The sequence below is a fragment of the Methylosinus sp. LW4 genome, assembly GCF_000379125.1.
Lineage (GTDB): Bacteria > Pseudomonadota > Alphaproteobacteria > Rhizobiales > Beijerinckiaceae > Methylosinus.
In genome coordinates this window covers 2,128,170-2,152,535 of the sequence record NZ_KB900626.1, presented here as the reverse complement: position 1 = coordinate 2,152,535, position 24,366 = coordinate 2,128,170, and the positions used below count along the sequence as shown (strand labels likewise).

The 24,366-nt window shown below is 65.9% G+C and carries 19 protein-coding genes; 12 read left to right on the top strand and 7 right to left on the bottom strand.

Annotation, left to right across the window (positions count from 1 at the left end; translation table 11 throughout):
* Nucleotides 1-77: 77 nt before the first annotated feature.
* Nucleotides 78-1,247: a radical SAM family heme chaperone HemW gene (gene hemW / locus METLW4_RS0110820; RefSeq protein ID WP_018266227.1), complete on the top strand. Its 1,170-nt coding sequence runs from the start codon at nt 78-80 to the stop codon at nt 1,245-1,247.
* A gap of 12 nt (nt 1,248-1,259) precedes the next feature.
* Here hemW and METLW4_RS0110815 read toward each other — a convergent pair whose 3' ends face one another.
* Both METLW4_RS0110815 and METLW4_RS0110810 read right to left on the bottom strand, forming a co-directional pair.
* Nucleotides 1,260-3,788, bottom strand: a complete 2,529-nt coding sequence (locus METLW4_RS0110815) for a TonB-dependent receptor (RefSeq protein WP_018266226.1) — start codon at nt 3,786-3,788, stop codon at nt 1,260-1,262.
* 126 nt (nt 3,789-3,914) lie between these two features.
* Complete coding sequence (locus tag METLW4_RS0110810) at nt 3,915-4,688, bottom strand: tRNA1(Val) (adenine(37)-N6)-methyltransferase (RefSeq protein ID WP_018266225.1); 774 nt, start codon at nt 4,686-4,688, stop codon at nt 3,915-3,917.
* A gap of 168 nt (nt 4,689-4,856) precedes the next feature.
* Between METLW4_RS0110810 and METLW4_RS0110805 the strand changes: the two genes are divergently transcribed.
* Nucleotides 4,857-5,867 carry a polyprenyl synthetase family protein gene (locus METLW4_RS0110805; RefSeq protein ID WP_371212329.1) on the top strand — a complete coding sequence of 337 codons (1,011 nt, stop codon included), beginning with the start codon at nt 4,857-4,859 and terminating at the stop codon, nt 5,865-5,867.
* Between the two features lie 78 nt (nt 5,868-5,945).
* Here METLW4_RS0110805 and METLW4_RS0110800 read toward each other — a convergent pair whose 3' ends face one another.
* The gene (locus METLW4_RS0110800; protein ID WP_018266223.1) at nt 5,946-6,449 is read right to left on the bottom strand and encodes a Spy/CpxP family protein refolding chaperone; all 504 of its coding nucleotides are present in this window, start codon (nt 6,447-6,449) and stop codon (nt 5,946-5,948) included.
* Nucleotides 6,450-6,628: 179 nt separating this feature from the next.
* On the opposite strand from METLW4_RS0110800, the gene acuI reads away from it, so the two are divergent.
* Nucleotides 6,629-7,615, top strand: a complete 987-nt coding sequence (gene acuI, locus METLW4_RS0110795; protein ID WP_018266222.1) for an acrylyl-CoA reductase (NADPH) — start codon at nt 6,629-6,631, stop codon at nt 7,613-7,615.
* Between the two features lie 31 nt (nt 7,616-7,646).
* Nucleotides 7,647-8,114 (top strand): transcription elongation factor GreA, encoded by a 468-nt coding sequence (greA, locus tag METLW4_RS0110790; RefSeq protein WP_018266221.1) that lies wholly within the window; start codon nt 7,647-7,649, stop codon nt 8,112-8,114.
* Between the two features lie 46 nt (nt 8,115-8,160).
* On the opposite strand, the gene METLW4_RS24620 is transcribed toward greA, so the two are convergent.
* Nucleotides 8,161-9,066 (bottom strand): division plane positioning ATPase MipZ, encoded by a 906-nt coding sequence (locus tag METLW4_RS24620; RefSeq protein ID WP_018266220.1) that lies wholly within the window; start codon nt 9,064-9,066, stop codon nt 8,161-8,163.
* A 209-nt stretch (nt 9,067-9,275) separates the two neighbouring features.
* Here METLW4_RS24620 and METLW4_RS0110780 point away from each other — a divergent pair, with 209 nt between their 5' ends.
* The 5 genes from METLW4_RS0110780 to METLW4_RS24615 all read left to right on the top strand — a co-directional run bounded on the left by METLW4_RS0110780 (nt 9,276) and on the right by METLW4_RS24615 (nt 18,061).
* A complete protein-coding gene (locus METLW4_RS0110780; RefSeq protein ID WP_026191426.1) occupies nt 9,276-10,586 on the top strand; it encodes a replication-associated recombination protein A in 1,311 nt (436 codons plus the stop codon).
* 501 nt (nt 10,587-11,087) lie between these two features.
* Nucleotides 11,088-11,897 (top strand): outer membrane protein, encoded by an 810-nt coding sequence (locus tag METLW4_RS0110775; RefSeq protein WP_018266218.1) that lies wholly within the window; start codon nt 11,088-11,090, stop codon nt 11,895-11,897.
* 299 nt (nt 11,898-12,196) lie between these two features.
* A complete protein-coding gene (locus METLW4_RS0110770; protein ID WP_018266217.1) occupies nt 12,197-13,345 on the top strand; it encodes an efflux RND transporter periplasmic adaptor subunit in 1,149 nt (382 codons plus the stop codon).
* Nucleotides 13,346-13,397: 52 nt separating this feature from the next.
* Complete coding sequence (locus tag METLW4_RS0110765; RefSeq protein WP_018266216.1) at nt 13,398-16,640, top strand: efflux RND transporter permease subunit; 3,243 nt, start codon at nt 13,398-13,400, stop codon at nt 16,638-16,640.
* On the top strand, nt 16,637-18,061 hold the full coding sequence (locus tag METLW4_RS24615; RefSeq protein WP_018266215.1) for a TolC family outer membrane protein: 1,425 nt from the start codon (nt 16,637-16,639) through the stop codon (nt 18,059-18,061). Before METLW4_RS0110765 ends, METLW4_RS24615 begins: the two co-directional genes overlap by 4 nt.
* A gap of 125 nt (nt 18,062-18,186) precedes the next feature.
* On the opposite strand, the gene METLW4_RS0110755 is transcribed toward METLW4_RS24615, so the two are convergent.
* Nucleotides 18,187-19,143, bottom strand: coding sequence for a trypsin-like peptidase domain-containing protein (locus tag METLW4_RS0110755; RefSeq protein WP_018266214.1), 957 nt, complete (start codon nt 19,141-19,143; stop codon nt 18,187-18,189).
* Between the two features lie 219 nt (nt 19,144-19,362).
* On the opposite strand from METLW4_RS0110755, the gene METLW4_RS0110750 reads away from it, so the two are divergent.
* Complete coding sequence (locus tag METLW4_RS0110750) at nt 19,363-20,052, top strand: hypothetical protein (RefSeq protein WP_018266213.1); 690 nt, start codon at nt 19,363-19,365, stop codon at nt 20,050-20,052.
* Nucleotides 20,053-20,204: 152 nt separating this feature from the next.
* On the opposite strand, the gene ruvB is transcribed toward METLW4_RS0110750, so the two are convergent.
* Complete coding sequence (gene ruvB / locus METLW4_RS0110745) at nt 20,205-21,248, bottom strand: Holliday junction branch migration DNA helicase RuvB (RefSeq protein ID WP_026191424.1); 1,044 nt, start codon at nt 21,246-21,248, stop codon at nt 20,205-20,207.
* A gap of 431 nt (nt 21,249-21,679) precedes the next feature.
* Nucleotides 21,680-22,384, bottom strand: a complete 705-nt coding sequence (locus METLW4_RS0110735; protein ID WP_018266210.1) for a transglutaminase-like cysteine peptidase — start codon at nt 22,382-22,384, stop codon at nt 21,680-21,682.
* Nucleotides 22,385-22,505: 121 nt separating this feature from the next.
* On the opposite strand from METLW4_RS0110735, the gene METLW4_RS0110730 reads away from it, so the two are divergent.
* Nucleotides 22,506-23,717, top strand: a complete 1,212-nt coding sequence (locus METLW4_RS0110730) for a cupin domain-containing protein (protein ID WP_018266209.1) — start codon at nt 22,506-22,508, stop codon at nt 23,715-23,717.
* A gap of 159 nt (nt 23,718-23,876) precedes the next feature.
* Nucleotides 23,877-24,365 carry a 50S ribosomal protein L13 gene (gene rplM, locus METLW4_RS0110725; RefSeq protein ID WP_018266208.1) on the top strand — a complete coding sequence of 163 codons (489 nt, stop codon included), beginning with the start codon at nt 23,877-23,879 and terminating at the stop codon, nt 24,363-24,365.
* The last annotated feature ends 1 nt before the right edge of the window (nt 24,366 follow it).

Below are 24,366 nucleotides of genomic sequence, written 5' to 3'. Positions count from 1 at the left end.
AACCATTCGTTCCGGCAAAGCCTCCGGCCGCGTTTCAGCAGCGTGACCTTCTCGGCCTGGCGTGGCATAAAGCCCCCATGGCTGCGACGATTCGAAACGCGTTCGACCCGGGCTTCGGCGTCTATGTGCACTGGCCGTTCTGCCTGTCGAAGTGCCCCTATTGCGACTTCAACAGCCACGTCCGCAAGGGCGAGGTGGATGAAGATCGCTTTGTGGACGCTTTCCGCACGGAGATCGCCCATCGCGCCGCTCTGGCGCCGGGACGCGAGGTGCGCTCGGTGTTCTTCGGCGGCGGCACGCCCTCGCTGATGCTCCCATCCACGCTGGAGGCGATCCTCCGGGCGATCGCCGATCATTGGCCCATGGCCGCCGATTGCGAGGTCACGCTCGAGGCCAACCCCACCAGCGTCGAGGCCTCGCGCTTCCGCAGCTTCAAGGCGGCCGGCGTCAATCGCGCCTCGCTCGGCGTGCAGGCGCTCAACGACATAGAATTGCGGGCGCTCGGCCGCCAGCATTCGGTGGCGGAGGCGCTCGCAGCGCTCGATGTCGCCAATAAGATTTTCGAGCGCACCTCCTTCGATCTCATCTACGCCCGTCCGCAGCAGACGCCGGCGGCCTGGCGCAAGGAGCTGGAGCTCGCTCTGGGGCGCGTGACGGAGCATGTCTCGCTCTATCAGCTGACCATAGAGCCGGAGACGATGTTCGAGCGCATGGCGGACGCCGGCAAGCTCGATCTGCCGGACGTCGACACGCAGCGCGCGCTATGGGACGTCACGCAGGAAGTGACCGCCCGCGCCGGCCTGCCGGCGTACGAGGTCTCCAACCACGCGCGGCCCGGCTCGGAATGCCGGCACAATCTCGTCTATTGGCGCTATGGCGAATATGCCGGCGTCGGCCCCGGCGCGCATGGGCGGCTCATCACGCCGCGCGGCCGCCGCGCCCAGGCGACCGAGAAGCACCCGGAAATGTGGCTCACCTGCGTCGAGACGGAGGGCCATGGCCTCGTCGAGGACGATCTGCTCTCCGCGGAGCAGGAGGGCGACGAGTTTCTGCTGATGGGCCTGCGCCTGCGCGAGGGCATAGATCCGGCCCGCTTCTTCGCCCTCACCGGCAAGAAGCTGTCGCAGTCGCGCGTCGCCGAGCTGATCGGCGACGGGCTCGTGGAGCTGACCCGCGACGATCGCATCCGAGTGAGCTCGGAGGGTTTCCCCGTGCTCGACGCAGTGGTGGCCGATCTCGCGGCGTGACGCCGCGCCGGCTCAATAGAGCTTCACCAGCAGGCTGCCGCCGAAGCTGCGCGGCTGATTGGTGAAGGCCATCGTCGCCGGCGTTGTCGAGGAGCCGGGCGACCAGCCGTTATTATTATTGGCGGCGCTGGTGTTGGTGGAGGTCGTCGTATTGGTCACCTCGCGGCGATCCAGCAGATTCTTCACCCAGAATGAAATGCTCCAGTGCTCGTCATCGCTGCGCAATCCGAAGCCGGCGTTGAGAATGGTGAAGGGCGCCTGCCAATACGTATTGGTCGCGACCGGGCTGGTAAAGAGAATCTTGTCCGTCCAGCTCGCATTGACATAGCCGAACAGAGTGACCGGCTGCTTGGCCCATTCGCCCCATTCGGCAAAGGCGGCGCCGAGCGGATGCTCGTAATTCGCGCCGATGTTGAAGGCCCATATCGGCAGATTCTCCCAACGTGTGTTCGAGCGCGAGATGGTGAGCGGCGGCTTCACCCCGTTGATATTGGTCGTCCAAATCCAGTCCGCCGGCGGCGCGGCGTCGGGATAGCTCACATAGCGCGCCTCGGTGAAGGCGCCGGAGGCGTTGATCCACAAGCGCTCGATCGGATTCCAGCGCCCGGTGAATTCGACGCCCTTCAGCCGCACATGAGGCACGGAGCCGAGATAGGTCGAGCGGATGGGCGAGCCGGTCGAGTCGACATAGTTCGTGTCCGTCTGATTGGCCTGGAAATTATAGAGATCGTTCCAGTAGAAGTTCACATTGGCGATCAGCTTGCCGTCGAGCCAATTGGTCTTGGCGCCGAGCTCATAGTCCCAGGAGACCTCGCGCTTGGTGAGGATCGGCTGAAATCCCTTGAAGGCGTTGGTCGAGTCGTAGATCGGAACCGCGAAATTGACGGCCGCCGCCTTCTCGCCGCGTCCGACGAGGCCGTAGACCAATATATTATCGTTGTAGCGATAGGACGGATTGAAGATTCCGGTCAGCAGATTGGCGCCCTTCGACGTTCCGCCGGTGTCGAAGAATTGCTGTGTCGAGCTCGCCCCGCGCACGGCGTTGGCCAATTGCTGCAAGGTGAAATTGCCGCTGAGATAGCCGGGCTGTATCCAGCCGAAATCCGAACCTTCCTTCACCTCATAGCCGTTGCGCAGACCGAAGGTGAGCGCGAGCTGCTCATCGACGTGATAGGTGGCCTGTCCATAGGCGGCGCCGTTGATCGTCAGCGCCTTGCCGTCCGTGTGGTAATCGACGCCCCAGAGCAGGCCCTTGCTCGTCGTCGGCGACCCGAACCATTGCGCGGCGTCCGAGCCATATTCCGTCTCGCTGTAATTGAAGACCTTCTCATAGAGGCCGAAGAGGCCGACCGTCCATTCGAGCGGCTGATCCTTGGGTGAGGAGAGGCGAAACTCCTGCAAATATTGATCGGTCCATTGATTGGTGTGGCTGTCGCTGATGTCGATCAGCTGATTGCCGGTGTTGTTGTAGGGCAGCAGGCGGAACTCGCCCCAGGCGGAGATCGAGGTGAATGTGTTCTCGCCGAGCTGCCAGTTCAATTCGTTCGAGACGGTGATCGTGCGCGAGTCCAGCGTGCCGAGATGCGTGTAATAGGGCTTATAGGGGTCGAAGGTCAGAATCTGCTTGCCGAGCCGCCGGAACACGGTGGTCGCATAATCGGTCGCGATCGTGCCATTGGCGAAAATCTGCAGCGAGTTGGAGAAGGGGCCGTTGTTGTTGTTGTTGTATTCCGCCGAGCGCGCATAGCTGAAGATGAGCCGGTCCGTCACCTCGTCGCCGACGTAATATAATTGCCCGCGCGCGCCCCACCGATTGGAATCGGAAATGCCGGCGCCCGTCACCTGGTCTTTCAGGAAGCCCCGATCCTTGTCGTAGAAGAAGGTGACGCGATAGGCGAGCTTGTCGTCGATGATCGGCCCGGTCACATTCAGCTTCTCGATGAGATGCGTGTGATTGCCGAAGGAGGTCTCGAATGTCGCCTTGCGCTCGAAAGAGGGCAGCTGCGTGCGCACGATGATGTTGCCGACCGTGGTGTTCTTGCCGCCCGCGGTTCCCTGGGGTCCGAGGCCGAGCTCGAAATTCTCGATCTCGACGAAATCGGCCCATTGGAAGCCGACCGCCTTCCAGAACACATTGTCGATGATGAAGCCGGTGTCGTTCTCCGAGCCATTGCCCGTGCCCGCGCCCTGGCCGACGCCGCGAATGGCGGGGCGGGAGGTCTGCGGATTGGAGATGTTCGGACGGTAATTGGGAACGAGCTGGGAAAAGTCCGAGAGCCGCTCCAAATGCTCGGTCTGCGCCTTCTGTCCGCCGACGAAATCGCCCGAGCGCGGCGTCTTGACGAGGACCTTCTCCTCCTGGCGCGTCAGCCCCGCGTCATTGACCGCGGCGCCGACCCGCACGTCCTCGATTTGCGCATTTTCGGGCGCCGCTTGGGCGAGTGCGGCGTCGCGCGAGGCGGAAGCCGCGAGAAGGAGAGTGAGAACGAGCTTGGAAGCCTCCAGCGAGGGGCTGCGTCCGACGAGCCGCTTTTGCTGCATTTTTGCCTCTAACATACTAGATTATAGTGATTTTAGCGCGCAGAGCAGCGCATATGCGTAGTTATACGTAGATTATAGCCACAGTCTCAGCTATGCCGCAACAATTAGTCTATCTGTGGGATATACTTAGTGATTGCCTGGGGCTGGCCAGGGCAGCTCGCCGTCGCCGCGATGGAGCGCGTCGGCTTCGGGCGTGAAGCCGCCGTCGGCGCCATGCAGAACCAGCGGCGGGTAGAGGGCCAGCGGCGCCTTCGAGCCTTTGACGCCGCGCAGCAGAATGCGCGTCGCGGCCTGGCCCTCGCGCGGCGCGATCGGCAAAATCGCGAGGCCGCCGAGCCGCGCGCCGACGCTGGCGAGGCAATCGGTCAGAGCGTCGGCGCGATGGATCATCGCCAGCGCGCCGCCGGGGCGCAGCAGCGCGACGCAAGCGCGTAGCCAGGGCTCCAGCCCGCCCGCGCTCACATGGGCGAGCGCGCGTCGCGGATCGGGCGAGACGCGCGCGCGGCCGAGCGTCAGATAGGGCGGATTGGTGAGGATCAGATCGGCGTTCGCGCCCTCGAGCCCGGCGGCGCGGCGCGCGGCGGCGGAGAGGACATCGCATTCGAAAACGCGCGCGCGCTCTGCGAGGCCATTGGCCGCGACATTCTCGCGCGCGAGCGAAGCGGACAAAGCGTCTATCTCGACGAGGCCGATCGTCGCCCGCGGCGCGCGCAGCGCGGCGATGAGGCCGACCGCGCCGACGCCGGCGCCTATGTCGAGCAAAAGGCCGCCGGGCTCGCGCGGCGCGGCGGCGGCGAGCAGAATGGCGTCCGTTCCCACCCTATGGCCGCGCGCGGGTTGCAGCAGCCGCAATTTGCCGCCGAGAAAGGCGTCGGCGCGCGGCGCGGCGGGCGCGCTCATGCAGGCCGGCGCGCAGAGACGAAGCCGCCTGCGCCGTGGCAAGCCGCGGGGCGGACGAGGCTTTTGGCGCAGGAGGCGCCTGCGCGCATCCCGGCTTGCCGCGAGAGCTGCAAAGCCTTAAGTTCCCTTCACATTCGACAGAGTCAAGCCAAAGGGGTCTACGTGGGCATCGTCATACCGCTGGAGGAAAAGGAAAAGAAGTCCGCCGGCCTCGATAATCTCCTTTCTCTGATCGGCCCCGACCTGCAGCGCGTCAATCAGCTGATTCTGCAGCGCACCGGCTCCGACGTGACGACCATCCCCGAGGTCGCCAATCATCTCATCTCTGCGGGCGGCAAGCGCCTGCGGCCGATGCTCGTGCTCGCCACCGCCGGAATGTGCGGCTATGAGGGCGACGGCCATATCAAATTCGCCGCCGGCATCGAATTCATGCACACCGCCACTCTGCTGCACGACGATGTGGTGGACGAGAGCGACATGCGCCGCGGCAAGATCGCCGCGCGAATGCTGTGGGGCAATGAGACCTGCGTTCTGGTCGGCGATTTTCTGCTCGGCCACGCCTTCAAGATGATGGTGGAGCCCGGCGTGCTCTCCTGCCTCTCCGTCGTGTCGCAGGCCGCCGCCGTCATCGCCGAGGGCGAGATTCTCCAGCTCAACGCCGCCAAGGACACGCAGACGACGGAAGACGCTTATATGGCGGTCATCCGGTCCAAGACGGCGGAGCTGTTCGCCGCCGCGGCCGAGGTCGGCCCCATGCTCACTGGCCGCTCCAAGGCGGACGAGGCGGCCTGCCGCAGCTATGGCATGAATCTCGGGATCGCCTTCCAGCTCATCGACGACGCGCTGGATTACGGCGGACAATCCTCCAAGCTCGGCAAGAATGTCGGCGATGATTTCCGCGAGGGCAAGATCACGCTTCCCGTCGTGCTCGCCTTCCGTCGCGGCTCGGAGACCGAGCGAGAATTCTGGCGTCGCACGCTGGAGAAGGGCGAGATCAACGACGGCGACGTCGAGGCCGCCTGCGCGCTGATGAAAAAGCACGACGCCATCAAGGACACGGTCGATCGCGCGAGCCACTACGGCGCCATGGCGCGCGACGCGCTGGAGATTTTCCCGGCCTCGCCGTGGAAGTCGGCGCTGCTCGAGGTCGTCGATTTCTGCGTCGAGCGCGCCTATTGACGCGAAAACGCCCCGCAGGCGACTTGCCATGCGGGGCGTCGAGGAGGCTTTTAGAGAGGATTAGACGCGCGGGAAGCGTCAGTCGTGCTCGGGACCTTCGTGCGGACCGCCCCATTCATGGCCGTGATGCGGGCCTTTGGCGATCGTATGCAGCAGAACGGCGAAGCGGCGCTTCTGGGCGTCGTCCAGGCTGTCGAAGAGCGGCTTGGCCGCCTCGGCGAGCTTCTCCGTCTCGGCGGCTTTCGCCGCGAGCGCCTTGGAGCGCCACTGCAGGCCTTCGATCACGCTGCGATGCTCGTGGATTTCCTTGATCTTGTCCTTGGCCTCGGCGAAGCGGGCGGCGCGCGCCTTGGCGATGTCGCGCAGCGCGGTCTCCACCGCCGGCCAGCTCTTCTCCTGGGCCGGAGTGAGCTTCAATCCGGCCTTCAGAGCGGCGACCTTGGCGTCGGTGAAGGCGGCGTGATCCTCCGCCGAGAATTGGTGGTGTTGATGCTCGCCGGGAGCCGGCTCGGCAAAGACTCCAGCCGAGAGCGGAAGGGTGAGAGCGACCGCGGCGACGGCGGCGAGGAGATGTTTCTTCATGAGCGTTCACCTGGGGGGAATGGGTGGACTTGACGCTCACACAATTCGTTCTCGACCGCCGAAAAGCAACTTAATGTTTGGTAATGTCCTGCTTCAGAAATCTTTCGTTTACATAGAGTTTTACGTATAGGCACGGATGGCGGCGCGCATGTCGCGTCCCGGCGAGAGAGGGGGATACAGTGAGCGCATTCACCGCCATACGCATCGACAAGGACGAGGCCGGCTATCGCGCCGATTATGCGCAGCTCGCCGACGGCGATCTGATGGAGGGCGACGTCGACGTCGCGGTCACGCATAGCACGGTCAATTACAAGGACGGCCTCGCCGTCACCGGCAAGGCGCCGGTGGTGCGGCGCTTTCCGATGATTCCGGGCGTCGATTTCGCGGGCGTCGTCACGCGCTCGAGCCACCCCGATTTCTGGCCGGGCGAGCAGGTGATCGCCGGCGGCTGCGGGCTCGGCGAGCAGCATTACGGCGGCTTCTCGCAGCGTGCGCGCGTCAGCGGCGATTGGCTGGTGCATTTGCCGCAAGGGCTGACGCCGGAGCAGGCGATGGCGATCGGCAGCGCCGGCTACACGGCCATGCTCTGTGTGATGGCCCTGGAGCGGCAGGGGCTCGAGCCCTCGCGCGGGCCGGTGGTGGTGACGGGCGCGGCGGGCGGCGTCGGCTCCGTGGCGGTGGCGCTGCTGGCGGCGCTGGGATGGCGGGTCGTCGCATCCACTGGACGTCCAGAGGAAGAAGCCTATCTGAAAGATCTGGGCGCGTCGGAGATCGTCGATCGCGCCGAGCTCTCCACCCCCGGCAAACCGTTGCAAAAGCAGCGTTTCGCTGGCGGCGTCGATACGGTGGGCTCGGTGACGCTCGCCAATGTTCTGGCGCAGACCTCGATCGACGGCGTCGTCGCGGCCTGCGGCAATGCGCAGGGAATGGAGCTGCCGACGACTGTCGCGCCCTTCATCCTGCGCGGCGTTTCGCTCATCGGCGTCGAGAGCGTTCGGCCCAGCCTGCCCTTGCGGCGCATGGGCTGGGAGCGTCTGGCGCGCGATCTCGACAAAGGATTGCTCGCCAGAATGACGGAGACGGCGCCTTTCGCGCAGGCGCTCCAGCGCGCGCGATCGATCGTCGCCGGCAAGATCAGAGGCCGGCTGGTGATCGAGATCGGCTGACGCGCAGCGGCGTCGAACAGGACGTGATGATATGAGCAGCGCTTTCACCAAAGAGCAGGACGACGACGAGCTCCGCCAGGAGCTGCCCGATCGTCCCATCAGCCCGCATCGCAATCTCGTGACGCCGGAGGGCCTCGCGATGATCGAGGCGGAGCTGGCGCGGCTGCACGACGAGCTGGAGGCGGCGCAGGCGCGGGACGACAAGGGCGCCGTTGCGCTGGCGGCGCGCGATCTGCGCTATTGGTCGGCGCGGCGGGCCACGGCGGAGGTCGTGCGGCCGATCGCCGATCACGAGCTGGCGCGCTTCGGCCATCGCATCGTCATAGAGGACGAGACCGGCAAGCGTCAGAGCTTTCGTCTGGTGGGCGAGGACGAGGCCGATCCCGCCAAAGGGCTCATTCCCTATGTCGCGCCGCTCGCCAAGGCGCTGCTCGGCAAGAGCGTCGGCGATGGCGTCGAGGTGATCCACCACAGCGCCAAAATCATCGAGATCGGCTGACTCTCCGGCGAGGAACCGCGCGGCGACCGCGCGGTTCGTTTTTGCGTCAGGCCGCTTTCCTGACCGCGGGCTTGGCCTGCGGCTTGGCTTTCTCGGCGGCGGCGGGCTCGGCGGCCTGCTTGCGCGCCGCGGGCTGCTCCTGCTTGGCCACGACCTTCTCCGCCTTGGCGGCGGGCGCGACCTTCTCCGGCGCTTTGGCGGCGACTTTGGCCGCAGGCTTCGCCTCCGCCTTGGCCTCGACCTTGGCTTCCGCCTTCACCGGCTTCGCCTCGACCTTGGCGGGAGCTTCCGCCTTCGGCTCCGGCTTGGCGACGGCCGCGGGCGTGAAGCCTTTCTTGAGGCGGCGCTTCACCGACTGCCACAATTCGCGCATCTCCTGGGCGGCGACGCCTTCGGGATTGAGCTCGCAGACGCCGAGGCCGAGGCGAGCCGCCTCCTGATAATCGACGCGCGCCGAGACCATGGGGGAGAGCAGCGCGCCGATCGACTGCAGCGCTTGCGCGCCCTGGTCGACGCGGGCGTTCTGCTGCGCGGGCGGGCATTGGTTGAGAAGAAAGGCGTAATCCTTCTTCTTGTCCTTGATGCTGGCGCGGGTCAGCTCGCAGGCCCAGAGGTCGAAGACATTGGGACGCGCGGGGATGATGCAGAGATCGGCGACGCGAATGGCGGCGTCCGAATATTCGCTGTCAGCGCCGGGCGCGTCGATGACGACGAGGGTCACGCCCTTTTTCTCGAGCGCCGCCAGCGCCTTGCCGAGCTTGGCCGGCGGCACATGCTCGACCGGAACGTCGGTCGCCTCACGCGCCCTCGACCATTTGACCAATGATTGAAGCGGATCCAAATCGATAATGAAAACGCGCTCGCCTGCGCTACTGGCGGCGACGGCGATGCTGCTGGCGAGCGTGCTCTTTCCGGCGCCGCCCTTCTGCGTGACGAATGCGATAGTGCGCATGCTGATCGACCTGTGTTTGAAAGTTGGGCTCCTACGCCGCCAGGACGCCACGATAGAACAGGGGGGTCGGTAGAATTTTACAGAATCGTAATAGCCTGGGAATGGTTAACCGCTGGTTAAACGAGCCCCGGCAAAGGTAAAGGTTCGGAAACTACGAACAACGGACGGGGTCGGGCGCGCTCGCCGGCGATCCGCTATAAAGGCGTCCCATGAGTGATTTGTTCGCCGCCGCCGGGCTCGATCGCAATGCGCCGCATCCGCTGGCCGACCGCCTGCGTCCGCAGCGGCTGGAGGAGGTCGCTGGCCAGGACCATCTCGTCGGCCCGGACGGGGCGCTGACGCGCGCGATCCGTTCCGGCTCGATCGGCTCGCTGATCTTTTGGGGGCCGCCCGGCACCGGCAAGACGACGGTGGCGCGGCTCCTCGCCCATGAGACCGATCTCGCCTTCGTGCAAATATCGGCGATCTTCACCGGCGTCGCCGATTTGAAGAAGACCTTCGAGGCCGCGCGCGCCCGCCGCGCCATGGGGCAGGGGACGCTGCTCTTCGTCGACGAGATTCACCGCTTCAACCGCGGCCAGCAGGATTCCTTCCTGCCGGTGATGGAGGATGGCTCGGTCACGCTGATCGGCGCGACGACGGAAAACCCCTCCTTCGAGCTCAACGCCGCGCTCTTGTCGCGCGCCCGCGTTCTGACCTTCAAATCGCTGGGCGCCGAGGCGATCGAGAAGCTGCTGCAGCGCGCCGAGCAGGCCGAGGGCAAGCCCTTGCCGCTGGACGCGGACGCGCGCGCCGCTCTCGTGGCGATGGCCGATGGCGACGGACGCGCCTCTCTGACTCTCGCCGAGGATGTCTGGCGCGCGGCGGGGGAGGGCGAGGTCTTCGATCGCGCCCGGCTCGCCGAGATCGTGCAGCGGCGCGCGCCCATCTACGACAAGGCGCAGGAGGGCCATTACAATCTCATCAGCGCGCTGCACAAATGCGTGCGCGGCTCCGACCCGGACGCAGCGCTCTATTATTTCGCGCGAATGCTGGTCGCCGGGGAGGACCCGCTGTTCCTGGCGAGGCGAATCGTCCGTATGGCGGTGGAGGATATCGGCCTCGCCGATCCGCAGGCGCTGGTCGTCGCCAACGCCGCCAAGGACGCCTATGATTTTCTCGGCAGCCCGGAGGGCGAGCTGGCCCTCGCGCAGGCCGTTCTCTATGTGGCCAGCGCGCCCAAATCCAACGCGGGATACGTCGCCTATAAGGCCGCCCGCCGCCTCGCCGAGGAGAGCGGCTCGCCCATGCCGCCCAAGACCATCCTCAACGCGCCGACCAAGCTGATGAAGAGCGAAGGCTATGGCGAGGGCTATCGCTACGATCACGACGAGCCGGACGCTTTCTCTGGCCAGGATTATTGGCCGGAGGCGCTCGGCCGACAGAGCTTCTACCGGCCCGTGGAGCGCGGCTTCGAGCGCGAGATCGCCAAGCGCCTCGACTATTGGGAGCGGCTGCGGCGAGAGCGGCGCGGCGGCTGACAGCGCGCAAATCATTGAAAGAAGAGTCGTTCTCGGATGGCGAAACGCGCTGCCTGGAACAAGATAGTCATCTCCAATGCTTCCATCACGCCGCGACTTATCTTCAAACGCTTGTTCACATTCGCTGTTCGAGCCTCCACGGCGTTCGTCGTTCTTCGGCGGTCGCCTCAGCGCCGCCGTCGCGGAGGAGCGAAGCAGCGCTTATGCAATCATATTGATTATTTTAGAAAAACAGATTTTATTGCGATTCGGTTAAGTGAGAATCTGCGCATTCGAAGATGTCAAGCATAGATTTCGAAAGAGCGTATTCAATGTGACGAAATTGTCACAATCATAATGAAATCGGAACAGCGGCGAAGCAAATTGGCGATGTCAGCGTTGACGTCGCTTTGGGCCGGGGCCTAGATCACGCTCGATCGGCAACACCAGCGGCCGTTCGGTTCCGGCGTCGGGGGGCGCAACGGACACGAGCGACGGCCGCACTGATCCAGTGAGGGACCTATGAAGACTCTTTCCGCCGTTGGCGCTATTGCGCTGGCCATCGCCGCCGCTCCGGCTTTCGCGGCCGACCTTCCGTCGCAGAAGGGCGCGCCCGCCTTCGTCGCTCCGGCCGCTCCTGCCTTCAGCTGGACCGGCCTCTACGCCGGCGTGAACATCGGCTATGGCTGGACCGACAATAACAATGTCAGCGGCCTGTCGTCCTTCGGCCTGCTGCCGGTTTCGGCCTGGTCCTATGGCGCCTCCAACGCCGATGGCGTGCTCGGCGGCGTCCAGCTCGGTTATAATTATCAGTTCGCCGGCACGGGCTTCGTGGTCGGCCTCGAGGCCGATTTCCAGGGCGCCGATCTGAAGGGCTCCACCGGCGGCTTCGGCTTCGGCCTGCTGCCGTCCGGCGTGACCGTGAATCAGCGTCTCGACTGGTTCGGCACGGTTCGCGGCCGCCTCGGCTACGCCGTTCTGCCGACCCTGCTGGTCTATGGCACGGGCGGCTTCGCCTATGGCCAGGGCTCGACGACCTTCTCCTATGCGGATGGCGTCGGCTTCACCGCCTTCGGCTCCGAGTCCGGCACGCGCACCGGCTGGACCGCCGGCGGCGGCGTGGAATGGGCTTTCCTGCCGAACTGGTCGGCCAAGGTCGAGTATCTCTACACGGAGCTCGAGCGCGGCAATGCAATCGGAACCCCGAGCTTCCCGCCGGTGCTGTTCGTCAACCAGCGCGGCGTGGAGAACCACTTCCACTCCGTCCGCGTCGGCCTGAACTATCACTTCAATCTGTTCGGCGCGCCGGGTCCGGTGGTCGCGAAATACTGATCTCTTCCGAGATCGGGGGGAGAAGAGCCCGGCGCTTTGCGTCGGGCTTTTTTCATTGGCTGTTCGAGAAGCAGGCGAGGCGCCCGTTTTTCCGGCGCTCTGGCGTGGACGCGGCCAGCCGTACGGGTTAAAGAAGTCTCGAGATGCGACTGCGAGACTTGGCCCATATCCTCCGCCGCCTGGCGGCGTCCGATGTCGTTCCCGCCGACGCGGGGGGGCGGCCGCCGAGCGTCATTCCAGTTTGGAACTCTTCTAATTCAGGGCGGGCGCGCCTTTGCGCCGCGCTGCTGGCGAGCGCCATGCTCGGCTCGCTATTTCCGCAAATCTCCGCGCCGTTTCGCGCTCTGCTCGGCGCTGGCGAGAAAGCCGCCGAGAGCGCCGACGCCAAGGGCGTCGATGGCCTCGTCAAGCTGACTGCCGAGCAGATCGCCGCCGCCAAGATCGCCACGGTCGCCGCCGCCTCGGGCGTGCTGACGCGCGATGTGGCGGCGCCCGCCGTCGTCTCTGTCGATCCCGACCGCATCGGCCGCGTCGCCGCCAAGGTCGTCGGCGCGGTCGCCGAATTGCGCAAGAGGCTCGGCGATCCGGTCGAGAAGGGCGAGGTGATCGCTATCATAGAGAGCCGCGAGGTCGCCGACGCCAAGAGCGACTATCTCGCCGCCAAAGTGGGCCTCGATCTGCAATCGGCCTTGTTCCAGCGCGAGAAGGGGCTCTTCGACAAGAAGATTTCCGCCGAGCAGAGCTTTCTGAAAGCCCGCGGCGCCTATGAGGAGGCGCGGCTCCGTGTCGAGCTGGCGCGCCAGAAGCTCGCCGCGCTCGATCTCTCGGAAGGCGAGATCGCCGCTCTCGCCGGCCAGCCGGTCGGCGAATTGCGCCGCAAGGAGATTCGCGCGCCCATCGCCGGCAAGGTGATCGAGCGCCGCGCCGATCTCGGCCAGCCGGTCGGCGGCGATGCGCAGATCTATGTGGTCGCCGATCTGTCCACCGTCTTCGCCGATATCGCCGTCGCCATCGCCGATCTTCCCTCCGTGCGCGAGGGGCAGAGCGTGCGCCTCTCGCATGACGGCGAGGAGGAGGCGGAGGGCCGCATCGTCTTCATCGGCCCCTTGCTCGACCATGAGACGCATTCGGGCCGCGCCGTCGCGTCTTTCGCCAATGCGGATTTCGCGCTTCGTCCCGGCACGGCGATGACGGCGCGCATCACCCTCGAGGAGAAGAGCGCGCGCCTGCGCCTGCCGCGCTCGGCGCTGCTCACTTTCGAGGGCGAGACGGTCGTCTTCGTGCGCGCGCCGGAAGGCTTCGTGAAGCGCAAGGTGGAGACGGGCGCGAGCGACAATGAGGCGATCGAGATCATCGCGGGTCTCGAGGAGGGGGAGCAGGTCGCCGCGACCAATGTCTTCGTGCTGAAGGCGGAACTCGGCAAGTCGCGGCTCGAAGGGTTGGACTGACCGCCCGCCTCGTCGATGACGGCGGCGCGCGACGGGAAATGTGTGACAATAGATGATCGAGCGTTGCATCGCCTTTTCGGTCCGCCAGCGCTGGCTCATCGCGCTGCTGACTCTGCTCGCCTGCCTCATCGGCGCCGCCTCGCTCGATCGCCTGCCGATCGACGCCGTGCCGGACATCACCAATAATCAGGTGCAGATCAACGCCATCGCGCCGGCGTTGTCGCCGACCGAGGTCGAGAAGCAGATCACCTTCCCCATAGAGAATGCGATCGCCGGCATTCCCGGCCTCGAATATACGCGCTCGCTCTCGCGCAACGGCTTCTCGCAGGTGACGGCCGTCTTCGCCGAGAAGCTCGACATTTATTTCGCGCGCCAGCAGGTGAACGAGCGGCTCGCGGAAGCGAAGGAGAATTTCCCGGTCGGCGTCGAGGCGCGCATGGGGCCGATCGCGACCGGCCTCAGCGAAATCTATATGTGGGCGATCCGCTATGCGCCGAAGACGCCGGGCCGCAAATATCTGGACGGCGAGCCGGGCTGGCAGAATGACGGGACCTATCTGACGCCGGACGGACAGCTCCTGCGCAGCGAGCTCGAGCGCTCGGCCTATCTGCGCACCGTGCAGGATTGGATCGTCAAGCCGCAGCTCAAAGTGGTGCCCAATATCGCCAGCATCGATTCGCTCGGCGGCTTCGTGAAGCAGTTCGACGTGCGGCCGGATGCGATGAAGCTCTATTCGCTCGGCCTCTCCTTCGCCGATGTCGCCACCGCGCTCGAGCGCAATAATCAGAGCCGCGGCGCCGGCTATATCGAGCGCAATGGCGAAGGCTATGTGGTGCGCAGCGGCGGCCGTCTGGAGACGATGGACGATATAGAGCGCGTCGTCGTCTCGACGCGCAATGGCGTGCCTTTGCGCGTGAAGGACATTGCCGAGGTCGGCGTCGGCCGCGAGATGCGCGTCGGCAGCGCTAGCATGGATGGCGAGGAGGTCGTCATCGGCACGGCGCTGATGCTGATCGGCGGCAATAGCCGCTCGGTCTCCGCCGCCGTCGGCGCCAAGCTCGACGTCATTCGCGCCTCGCTGCCGCCGGGGATAGAGGCGAAGACGATCCTCGACCGCACTGTGCTCGTCGACGCGACCATACGGACGGTCGCCTCCAATCTCGCCGAGGGCGCGCTGCTGGTCATCATCGTGCTGTTTCTGCTGCTCGGCAATTTCCGCGCGGCGCTCATCACGGCGCTGGTCATTCCCATCACCATGCTGCTGCTCGCCACCGGCATGGTCTATGGCCGCATCAGCGCCAATCTCATGAGCATGGGCGCGCTGGATTTCGGCCTCATCGCCGATGGCGCGGTGATCATCGCCGAGAACAGCCTGCGTCATCTCTTCGAGCGGCGCCATGCGCTCGGCCGCGCGCTCTCGCTCGAGGATCGGCTGCAGACGGTCATCGCCTCCGCCGTGGAGATGATCCGCCCCACCGTCTATGGGCAGGCGATCATCATTCTCGTCTATGTGCCTCTGCTGTCCTTCTCCGGCGTCGAAGGCAAGATGTTCCACCCCATGGCGCTGACGGTGATATTGGCGCTCGCCGCGGCCTTCATTCTCTCGCTCACCTTCGTGCCGGCGATGATCGCCATTCTCGTCTCCGGCCGCATAGAGGAGAGCGAGAACAGGTTCATCGCTTCATTGAAGCGCGCCTATCTGCCGCGCTTGCAGAGCGCCATTGCGGCGCCGCGCCGGCCCATCGCCATAGGCGCGGGCGCGTTTCTGCTGGCGCTGCTGCTCGCCTCGCGCCTCGGGCAGGAGTTCATCCCGACGCTCGACGAGAAAAACCTCGCCATGCAGGCGGGCCGCATTCCGAGCGCCTCGCTCACCCAGTCGCAGGCGATGCAGAACGAGGTCGAGAACGCCATTCATCGCGCGCCCGAGGTCGACTATGTCTTCTCCAAGACCGGCACGGCGGAGGCGGCGACCGACCCCATGCCGCCCAATCTCACCGACACCTATATTTTCTTGAAGCCGCGCGAGGCCTGGGCCGATCCCAAGCTTCCCAAGGAGGATCTGATCCGCCGCATCGGCGCGAAGGTCTCCGAGCTTCCCGGCAATCTCTATGAGTTCTCGCAGCCGATACAGCTGCGCTTCAACGAGCTGCTGGCCGGCGTGCGCGGCGACATAGCGGTGAAAGTGTTCGGCGAAGAATTCGACTCCATGGCCAAGGAGGCGGAGCAGATCGCCGGCGTGCTGCGCGGCGTCTCCGGCGCCGAGGATGTGAAGGTCGAGCAGATCGCGGGCCTGCCCTTCCTCGAGATCAAGATCGACAAGACCGAGATCGCGCATCTCGGCCTCAGCGTCGCGGAAGTGCAGGACGTCATCGGCGCCGCTGTCGGCGGCCAGCGCGCCGGCGTCGTCTTCGAGGGCGATCGGCGCTTTCCCATCATCGTGCGTCTGAAGGACGAATTGCGTCACGACATTCGCGCGCTGGAAAATCTTCCCGTCTCCGTGCGCGGACATGACACGGGGCAGACGCGCACCGTGCCGCTGAAGCAGGTCGCCTCCTTCTCCTTTCATGAAGGGCCGAACCAGATCTCGCGCGAGAATGGCAAGCGCCGCGTCGTCGTCACCGCCAATGTGCGCGGCCGCGACATCGCCTCCGTCGTCGCCGACGCGCAGGACAGGGTGAGAGCGAGAGTCACGCTGGCTCCCGGCGATTGGCTCTCCTGGGGTGGACAGTTCGAGAATCTCGCCGCCGCGCGGCAAAAGCTCGTGCTCGTCGTGCCGCTGTGCTTTTTCCTCATCTTCCTCTTGCTCTATTCGGCGCTGGGCTCGGCGCGCGATGCGCTCATCGTGTTCAGCGCCGTGCCTTTGGCGCTGTCCGGCGGCGTCGCCGCGCTCTGGCTGCGCGGAATGCCCATGTCGGTCTCCGCGGCTGTCGGTTTCATCGCGCTCTCCGGCGTCGCCGTGCTCAATGGCCTCGTGATGCGCAGCTATATTCTGCAGCTGGTGCAGCAGGGCCGCGCGCCGCGCGAGGCCATTGTCGAAGGCGCCATGACGCGCCTGCGTCCTGTCGCCATGACCGCGCTCGTCGCCTCGCTCGGCTTTCTGCCCATGGCCTTCGCCACAGGGACTGGCGCGGAAGTGCAGAAGCCCATTGCGACGGTCGTCATCGGTGGTCTGGTCAGCGCGACGGTGCTCACGCTCTTCGTGCTGCCGGCGCTCTATGCGCTGTTCGGCCGCGATGAGGCGGTCGTCGCGGCGGAGGAGGATGTCGTCGCCGAGCCGCGAGGCGCCGACGCATGAGAGGCGTTTCTGTCTTCGCTCTGGGGCTCGCGCTGCTGACGCCGGCCGCCGCTTCGGCGGAAACGCTCGCTAGCGCGCTGGCGCGCGCCTATGAGCTCAATCCGACCATCAATTCCGCGCGCGCGGGACAGCGCGCCAATGACGAGAATGTGCCGCGCGCGCTCGCGCAATTTCGTCCCAACGTGAGGACGGACGCCTTTCTCGGCGTCGAGCGGCGCCGCTCGGTGCAGAAGTCCTTCGAATACGACAATGGCAATTACCTCGATCCGCTATGGGTCGAGAGCATTCAGAACAATCGCGGCGGCGGCCCGCCGCGTTCCGCCGTGCTCAGCGTCGAGCAGCCCTTGTTCGACGGCTTTCGCACGCAGAACGCCGCGCTCGCTGCGCAGACCAATGTGCATGGGGGACGCGAGCGGCTGCGGCTCATGGAGCAGCGGGTGCTGTTCGAGGCCGTCTCCGTCTATATGAACGTGCTGCGCGACACCGCTGCGCTGCGCTTGCAGCAGAACCATGTCTCCGTGCTCGAGGAGCAGCTGCGCCAGACCAAGGAGCGCTATACGGCCGGCGAGATCACGCCGACCGATATTGCGCAAGCCGAGGCGCGCCTCTCCGCCGGCCGCTCACAAGCCGCGACGGCGCGCGCCGAGCTCGACGCCGGCCTCGCGCGCTATGCGCAGATCATGGGCGCGGAGGCGAAGCGCCTCGCGCCGGCCGAGCCGATCGATCGCCTGCTGCCGAAGACGCGCGAGGCGGCCGAACGCATCGCGCTCGTCGAGCATCCCGTGGTGCGCGCGGCGCAGCATGACGCCGAGACCGCCGATCTCGACATAAGGGTGATCGAGAGCGATTTTCTGCCGAGCCTCTCCATGGTCGGCAAGGTCTACACCGAGTCCGATATCGACGGCCGCGGCAATCGCGCCGTCGGCGCGCAGCTGCTCGGCAAGCTGTCGGTGCCGATCTATTCGGGCGGCGGGACCTCGGCGCGGCTGCGCCAGGCGAAAGAGACGGCGGGGCAGAAGAAATTCGATGTCGACGCCGCGCGCGCCGAGCTGATGGCGCTGACCCGCGCCAATTGGGGAGGGTTGCAGGCCGCCAAAGCGCAGATCGCCGCCGCCAGCGCGCAGATCGCCGCCGCCGAGCGCGCGCTCGAGGGCGTGCGCGAGGAGGCCAAGGCCGGCAAGCGCACCACACTGGAGATTTTGAACGCGCAGCAGGAGCTGCTCGGCGCGCGGCTGGCGCTGGTGGTCGCGCAGCGCGACCGCGTCGTCGCCTCCTATGCGGTGCTGGCGGCGATGGGGCGCCTCTCGGCCCAGCAGCTCGGCCTTTCCGTCGCCGCCTATGACGCTTCCGCGCATTTCGAGGCGGTGAAGGATTCGTGGGGCGGCATCGGGGGCGGAATCGAAACGCCCGGCGGCCGCTGAGAGCGACGCCGGGCGTTTTTCATCTACTCGGGGCTCGTCATTGCGAGCGAAGCGAAGCAATCCAGAATCGTTGGGCGGCCCCTGGATCGCTTCGTCGCTGCGCTCCTCGCGATGACGGCCGTTCGTCAGTCGCGGCCGGCGGAGCGGCGCTGCTCGCTGTCCGCGGCCTTGTCGGCCTCGGCCTTCTCGCCGGCGGGCGTCGCGCTGGCGGTGGCCGGCAGCGTTCCATTGCCGGCGGCGGCGAGCACCGCCTCGCGGAAGGCGCCTTCGACCGACACGACGAAATTGTAATTCGTCGTCGAATAAGGCCCGATGCGCGAGGGGTCATTGCTGCGCCAGCCGACCAGAATGGCGCCGAGCTTGGCGCGCTGCTCGCCCGCCAGAACCGCGCCGCCGGAGGCGCCGTCGCCCGTGCCGCAATCGAAGGCGAACTCGCGCGCGCCGCCCTTCAGCTGATTGGTCTGCGCGCGTAGGCGGCAGGCCTCGAAGGACATTGTCTCGGCGTCGCGCCAATCGGAATGGCCGCGCGAGACGAACTCCACCGTCTGCTCGACGGCGAGCTGGTCGGCGAGCTCATATGGCTTCACATCGTCCAGCGGCTGCGCGAGCCGCGCCACCGCCCAGTCGTTGATCGCCTTGACGGCGTAGGGCTTGGCCGAGCCGGCGACGATCGACGACATATCCACGGCGATGCGACGCTTCTTGCCATCCACCTCGGTGACGAATTGGCAGACGCGCGCGCGCTTGGCGCCGCGTTCGTCGAAGAAGACATGCGCCGCAGTGGTGATGACATTGTTGGAGAGCGTCAGCTGCCCGGCGCCATGCGCGCGGCCGCATTGGATGAGCCCGGAGGCGGCGTGCGACTGCTTCAGCGCGCCGGCGTCGAGCTTTTGACGCGCGGCGTATTGCTCGGCGTTGACGCGATGCTCGGAGCCGAGCACCAGCACTTTCGTCGGCTCCAGCCGCGCGGCAGCCGAGAATTTCACCTGCTGGGTGACGCCGGCTTCCGCGGTGGAGGTGGCAAATGGCGCAGCCGCCAAGCAAAGGGCGGCCGCGAAAAGACGATATTCGACGTTCTTCATCGCGTCCTCTTGTCTCGTTCGCGATTAGGACTATGCGAGGCCCTTGCAGTTCACAAGCTTGGCAGTAAGCAAAAACACGGACTTCGCCGGAATACCTTCGAAGCGTCACAGAGTCGCCACGCGCGGGCGCGGCCGCCGCGAAATCGCCGCCGTCTGCGGCGCGCGACAGGGGCGGGCGCTTGCGCTATTCACATCGAGACGAGGCGGAGGAGCGCTGTGATGCGAGCGAAGATGAGACGAGCGGCTTTCGCGGGGCTCGCTTTTCTGTCGGCGGCGCCGGCGTCGGCGCGCGCGCCCTGGCCGGATGATTTCGTCGGCCGTCTCGAGGCGCTGGCGCTGATCGAGACGCTGAACGCGGAGCTGCTCGCCGGGCGCAGCGCGACTTTGGTGCTGGAGAAATGGTGCGCCGACCATCACATGGCCGCGGAGCCGAAGATCGTCGCCCAAGTCGCGTCGGGCGCCGTCGCCGCGCCGAGCGCCGAGCAGCGCGAGCGATTGGCCGTCGGAGCCGAGGAGCCGGTGAAATATCGCCGCGTGGCGCTGCGCTGCGGCGCGCATACGCTTTCGGAAGCCGATAATTGGTATGTGCCTTCGCGCCTCACGGCGGAGATGAACCGCGCGCTGGAGACGAGCGACGCGCCCTTCGGCAAGGTGATCGCGCCGCTGCGTCCGTTCCGCCGCACATTCTCGGCGGAGATGCGCTGGTCGCCGCTGCCGGCCGGCTGGGAGGGCGAGACGCGCGAGACGCTCATGCGCGAGCGGCCGAAGAAAGCGGACCTCGATCCGCCGCACGCGCTGTTCGAGCATCGCGCCATCGTGCATGGCGGCGATGGCAAGCCGATCTCGGAAGTGCGCGAGACCTATACGAGCGAGCTGCTGGATTTCGACGCGGCGGCCGTGCGGGAGTGAAGGAGAAGCTTTGGGGAAGAGCCCCCTCCCTCACCCTCCTCCGCTGACGCGGGAGAGGGAAGCGGCAGATATTGCGCGAAATCTCCATGAAGCGCGGCGTCTGCTCCCTCTCCCGCGCATCGGGGGAGGGCCGGGGAGGGGGCGCGCTCGCCTCACTCCTCCTCTTCGTCGAACATTCCGAATTGCGCCGGCGGGCGCGACGGCTCGGCGAGGCCGAGATGGCGGAAGGCGTGCGGCGTCAGCAGGCGGCCGCGCGGCGTGCGTTGCAGAAAGCCCTGCTGCAGCAGGAAAGGCTCGATAATGTCCTCGATCGCGTCTCGCGGCTCGGAGAGCGCGGCGGCGATCGTCTCTATCCCCACCGGGCCGCCGCCGAAATTGACGGCCACCATTTCGAGATAGCGGCGGTCCATCACATCGAGCCCGATGCTGTCGACCTCGAGCAGAGCCAGCGAGCGATCGGCCAGCTCGCGCGTCACCTGTCCCGCATTCTCGACAATGGCGAAATCGCGCACGCGGCGCAGCAGGCGCCCGGCGATGCGCGGCGTGCCGCGCGAGCGCCGCGCGATCTCCCGCGCGCCATCCTCGCTCATGGCGACGCCGAGCACGCGCGCGCCGCGCCGCACGATCAGCTCCAATTCTTCCGCCGTGTAGAAATTGAGCCGGATCGGAATGCCGAAACGATCGCGCAGCGGCGTCGTCAGCAGGCCGGCGCGCGTCGTCGCGCCGACGAGGGTGAATTTGGCGAGATCGATCTTCACCGAGCGCGCCGCCGGGCCTTCGCCGATGATGAGATCGAGCTGAAAATCCTCCATGGCCGGATAGAGGATTTCCTCCACCGCCGGATTGAGGCGGTGAATTTCGTCGATGAAGAGAACGTCGCGCGGCTCGAGATTGGTGAGCTGCGCCGCGAGATCGCCGGCCTTGGCGATGACCGGGCCGGAGGTGGAGCGGAAATTGACCCCCAGCTCGCGGGCGACGATCTGCGCCATGGTCGTCTTGCCGAGGCCGGGCGGGCCGACCAGCAGCACATGATCGAGCGCCTCGCCGCGCGTCTTCGCCGCCTCGATGAAGATTTTGAGATTCTTGCGCGCCGCCTCCTGGCCGGTGAAATCGCCGAGCGAGAGCGGACGCAGCGAGGCGTCGGGATCGTCCTCGCGCTTTTCGGGCGTCACCAGCCGGCGGGGAGGGGTGGTCAAAGAATCGGGCTCCGATTGCGTCGATGCGCGGGCTGCCGCGTTATGCTAGACTATACGCCCGGAGAAAAGCCCGTGAGCCGCCCCTCGTCGCAATATGAGCATATGTCCCTCGACGATTTTGAGGAGCTTCTCGCCGACAAGCCCGCGAATGAAAAGTGGGAGCTGATCGGCGGGATCTGCCGGCGATCGGCGTGAGCGTGCCGCTCGCGGAAATTTATCGGGATGTGATTTCTATTTAGGTAGGGCGCGCTCCTTCTCCCGCCTGCGGGAGAAGGTGGCCCGACGTAGTCGGGTCGGATGAGGGGCCGAGCTCGTCAGCGGAATGACCGCCGCTTAACGTCGAAGAACAGAGGCGCCTGCGCGGACCCTCATCCGACCCTCGCTGACGCGAGGGCCACCTTCTCCCACGAGTGGGAGAAGGATAGGGCGCGTTATCGCGCGCCGATGCGCCGGCGGGTCTCTATCGTCACCCACACATTCGGGTCTTGCTGCGACTGGCGCTTCACGAAGCGATAGCCGGTCGCGTCCCATGGCTTCACCTCGTCGGCGAGATTGTCCAGCACGAAGTCGCCGCGATTGGTGCGCGCCGTCAGAATCGCATGGCCCTGGTCGTTCTTGTCGCGCACGATGGTCATCAGCAGCGCCTGGCGCGGAAAGCCCATTTCCATCAGCAGCCGGCGCTTCTGCAGCGCGTAGATCTTGCAGTCGCCCTTGCCGTCGGTGGGATAATCCCAATGATCGGCCATCGTGCCCCAATGCTCGAGATTGGAGAGCGGCTGTATCGCGGCGTTGACGGCGCGATTGATCTCGTTCAGCCGCGCCCAGGTTTCGCGCGAGAGGTCGAGATCGGCGGCGGGCAGGGCCGTTTGCTGGCATTCCTGCGGCTGGCGGCCGCAAAAATCCATCCAGCCATAGGGGATGGAGGTGGGCTCGCCGGTGACGACGAAGCTCGCGCGCGGGACCTCCGCGCGTGCGGCCGAGGCGCTGCAGACGATGAGCGCCAGAGCGAGCGGACTCAAGACGCGAATGAGAAAATAGGCCACGCGAACCCCCGAAGCCGGCGTGGAGCGCCGCAGCCCGCCGCTACGGAGCGCCTCGCCATCGAGGCCGAGAATGCGCGCGCGCCTTTTGCCCACTCGCCAATTCGAACGCTCGGATTTTAGCGATCCCGCGCTTTTCCCTGCGGTTGACCCTCGCGCTGGCGGCGCAATCTGACAGAGGCGGTCGCCTCCCCTTTTCCCTCGGAGAAAGAAGCAAATGGCCACTGCAAAGAAGCGCGAGACCGCCGCGCGTCCGACCCCCTCTTTCGGCAATCCCGATCTTCCGCCGCAGGGCGCGATCAATGCGCGAAACAAAGCCAGCCTCACCGATCCCGGCCCGCGCAGCGAGGCGATCGGCGGGCAGTTTCCTTCGGCGCAGTTTCCGCCGCCCACCGACGTCAGCGACATGCCCATGTTCTGGGCGTCGTTCAACAATGCGCCGAAGCGCGTGCAGAACGGCGGCTGGGCGCGGCAGGTGACGCAATATGATTTCGCCATCGCCGAGGAGATTTCCGGCGTCGATATGCGCCTCACCGCCGGCGGCATAAGGGAGATGCATTGGCACCTCGCCGCCGAATGGGGCTATGTCTCCTATGGCTCCTGCCGCATCACCGTGCTCGACGATCAGGGCCGCGCCTATGTCTCCGATGTGAAGGAGGGGGACATTTGGTATTTCCCCGCCGGCCAGCCGCATTCGCTACAGGGGCTGGGGCCGGACGGCTGCGAGTTCCTGCTCTGCTTCGACGACGGCAAGGCGACCGAATACAACACTCTGCTCGTGACCGACTGGATCGCCCACACGCCGCCGGAGATTCTCGCCGCGAATTTCGGCCTGCCGGCCGAGACCTTCGCCAATATCCCGCTCAATCAGCTCTATATTTTTCAAGGCGAGGTTCCCGGTCCCTTGGCCGCGGATCAGGCCTCATCGGCGCAAGGGGAGGGGGCGCCGCCCTATCCCTACACTTTCTCGCTGAAGGGCAGCGCCGCCGCCAAAAAGACCAAGGGCGGCGAGGTGCGCGTCGCCGACAGCGATAATTTCAAGGTCTCCTCCACCATAGCGGCGGCGCTGGTCACGCTCGCGCCCGGCGCGCTGCGCGAGATGCATTGGCATCCCAATGGCGACGAATGGCAATATTGGATCAAAGGCCATGGCCGCATGACGCTGTTCGACGCCGGGCCGAAGGCGGTGACACAGGATTTCCACGCTGGCGACATCGGCTATGTTAAGCGCGCCCATGGGCATTACGTGCAGAATGTCGGCGATACGGAGCTGCAGTTTCTCGAGGTGTTCCGCGCCGCGCATTTCCGCGACGTGTCGCTCACCGACTGGCTCACCCATACGCCGCCGGCCATGGTCGCCCAGCATTTGAACATAGACGAGGCGACCATCGCCAAATTCCCGCGCGGCAAGCCCATCGTCATGCCGTGAGATTTCAGGTATGATAATACCTATGCGGTCTATCGCCGGGAAATGCGGGCTTTTCGGGCGCTCACAGGCGCCCGATTCCGTTTGACAGGGGCGGCGCGGTCGCTTATCACCCAGCGATCCCACGGGCGCGGACCCGAAAAGAACGGAAATAGCTCTCCCATGTTTGGCAAGACCTATTCGGCGAAGCCCGCCGAAGTGCAGAAGAAATGGGTGCTGATCGACGCCAAGGGCCTCGTCGTCGGCCGCCTCGCCAGCCTCATCGCGCTGCGTCTGCGCGGCAAGCACAAGGCGACCTTCACCCCCCATGTCGACGACGGCGACAACATCATCGTCGTGAACGCCGACAAGGTGATCCTCACCGGCCGCAAGCGCGACCAGAAGGTCTACCATCATCACACGGGCTTCCCGGGCGGCATCAAGGAGCGCTCGGCCAAGTTCATCCTCGAGGGGCGCTTCCCGGAGCGCGTGGTCGAGAAGGCGGTGCAGCGCATGCTGCCGCGCGGCCCGCTCGGCCGCAAGCAGCTCGGCAATCTGCGCGTCTACAAGGGGCCGGACCATCCGCATGTCGCTCAGACTCCCGAGCCGCTGGACGTCGCCGCCCTCAATCCCAAGAATGCCCGCAACGGCAAGAACGCTAAGAGCGCCTGAC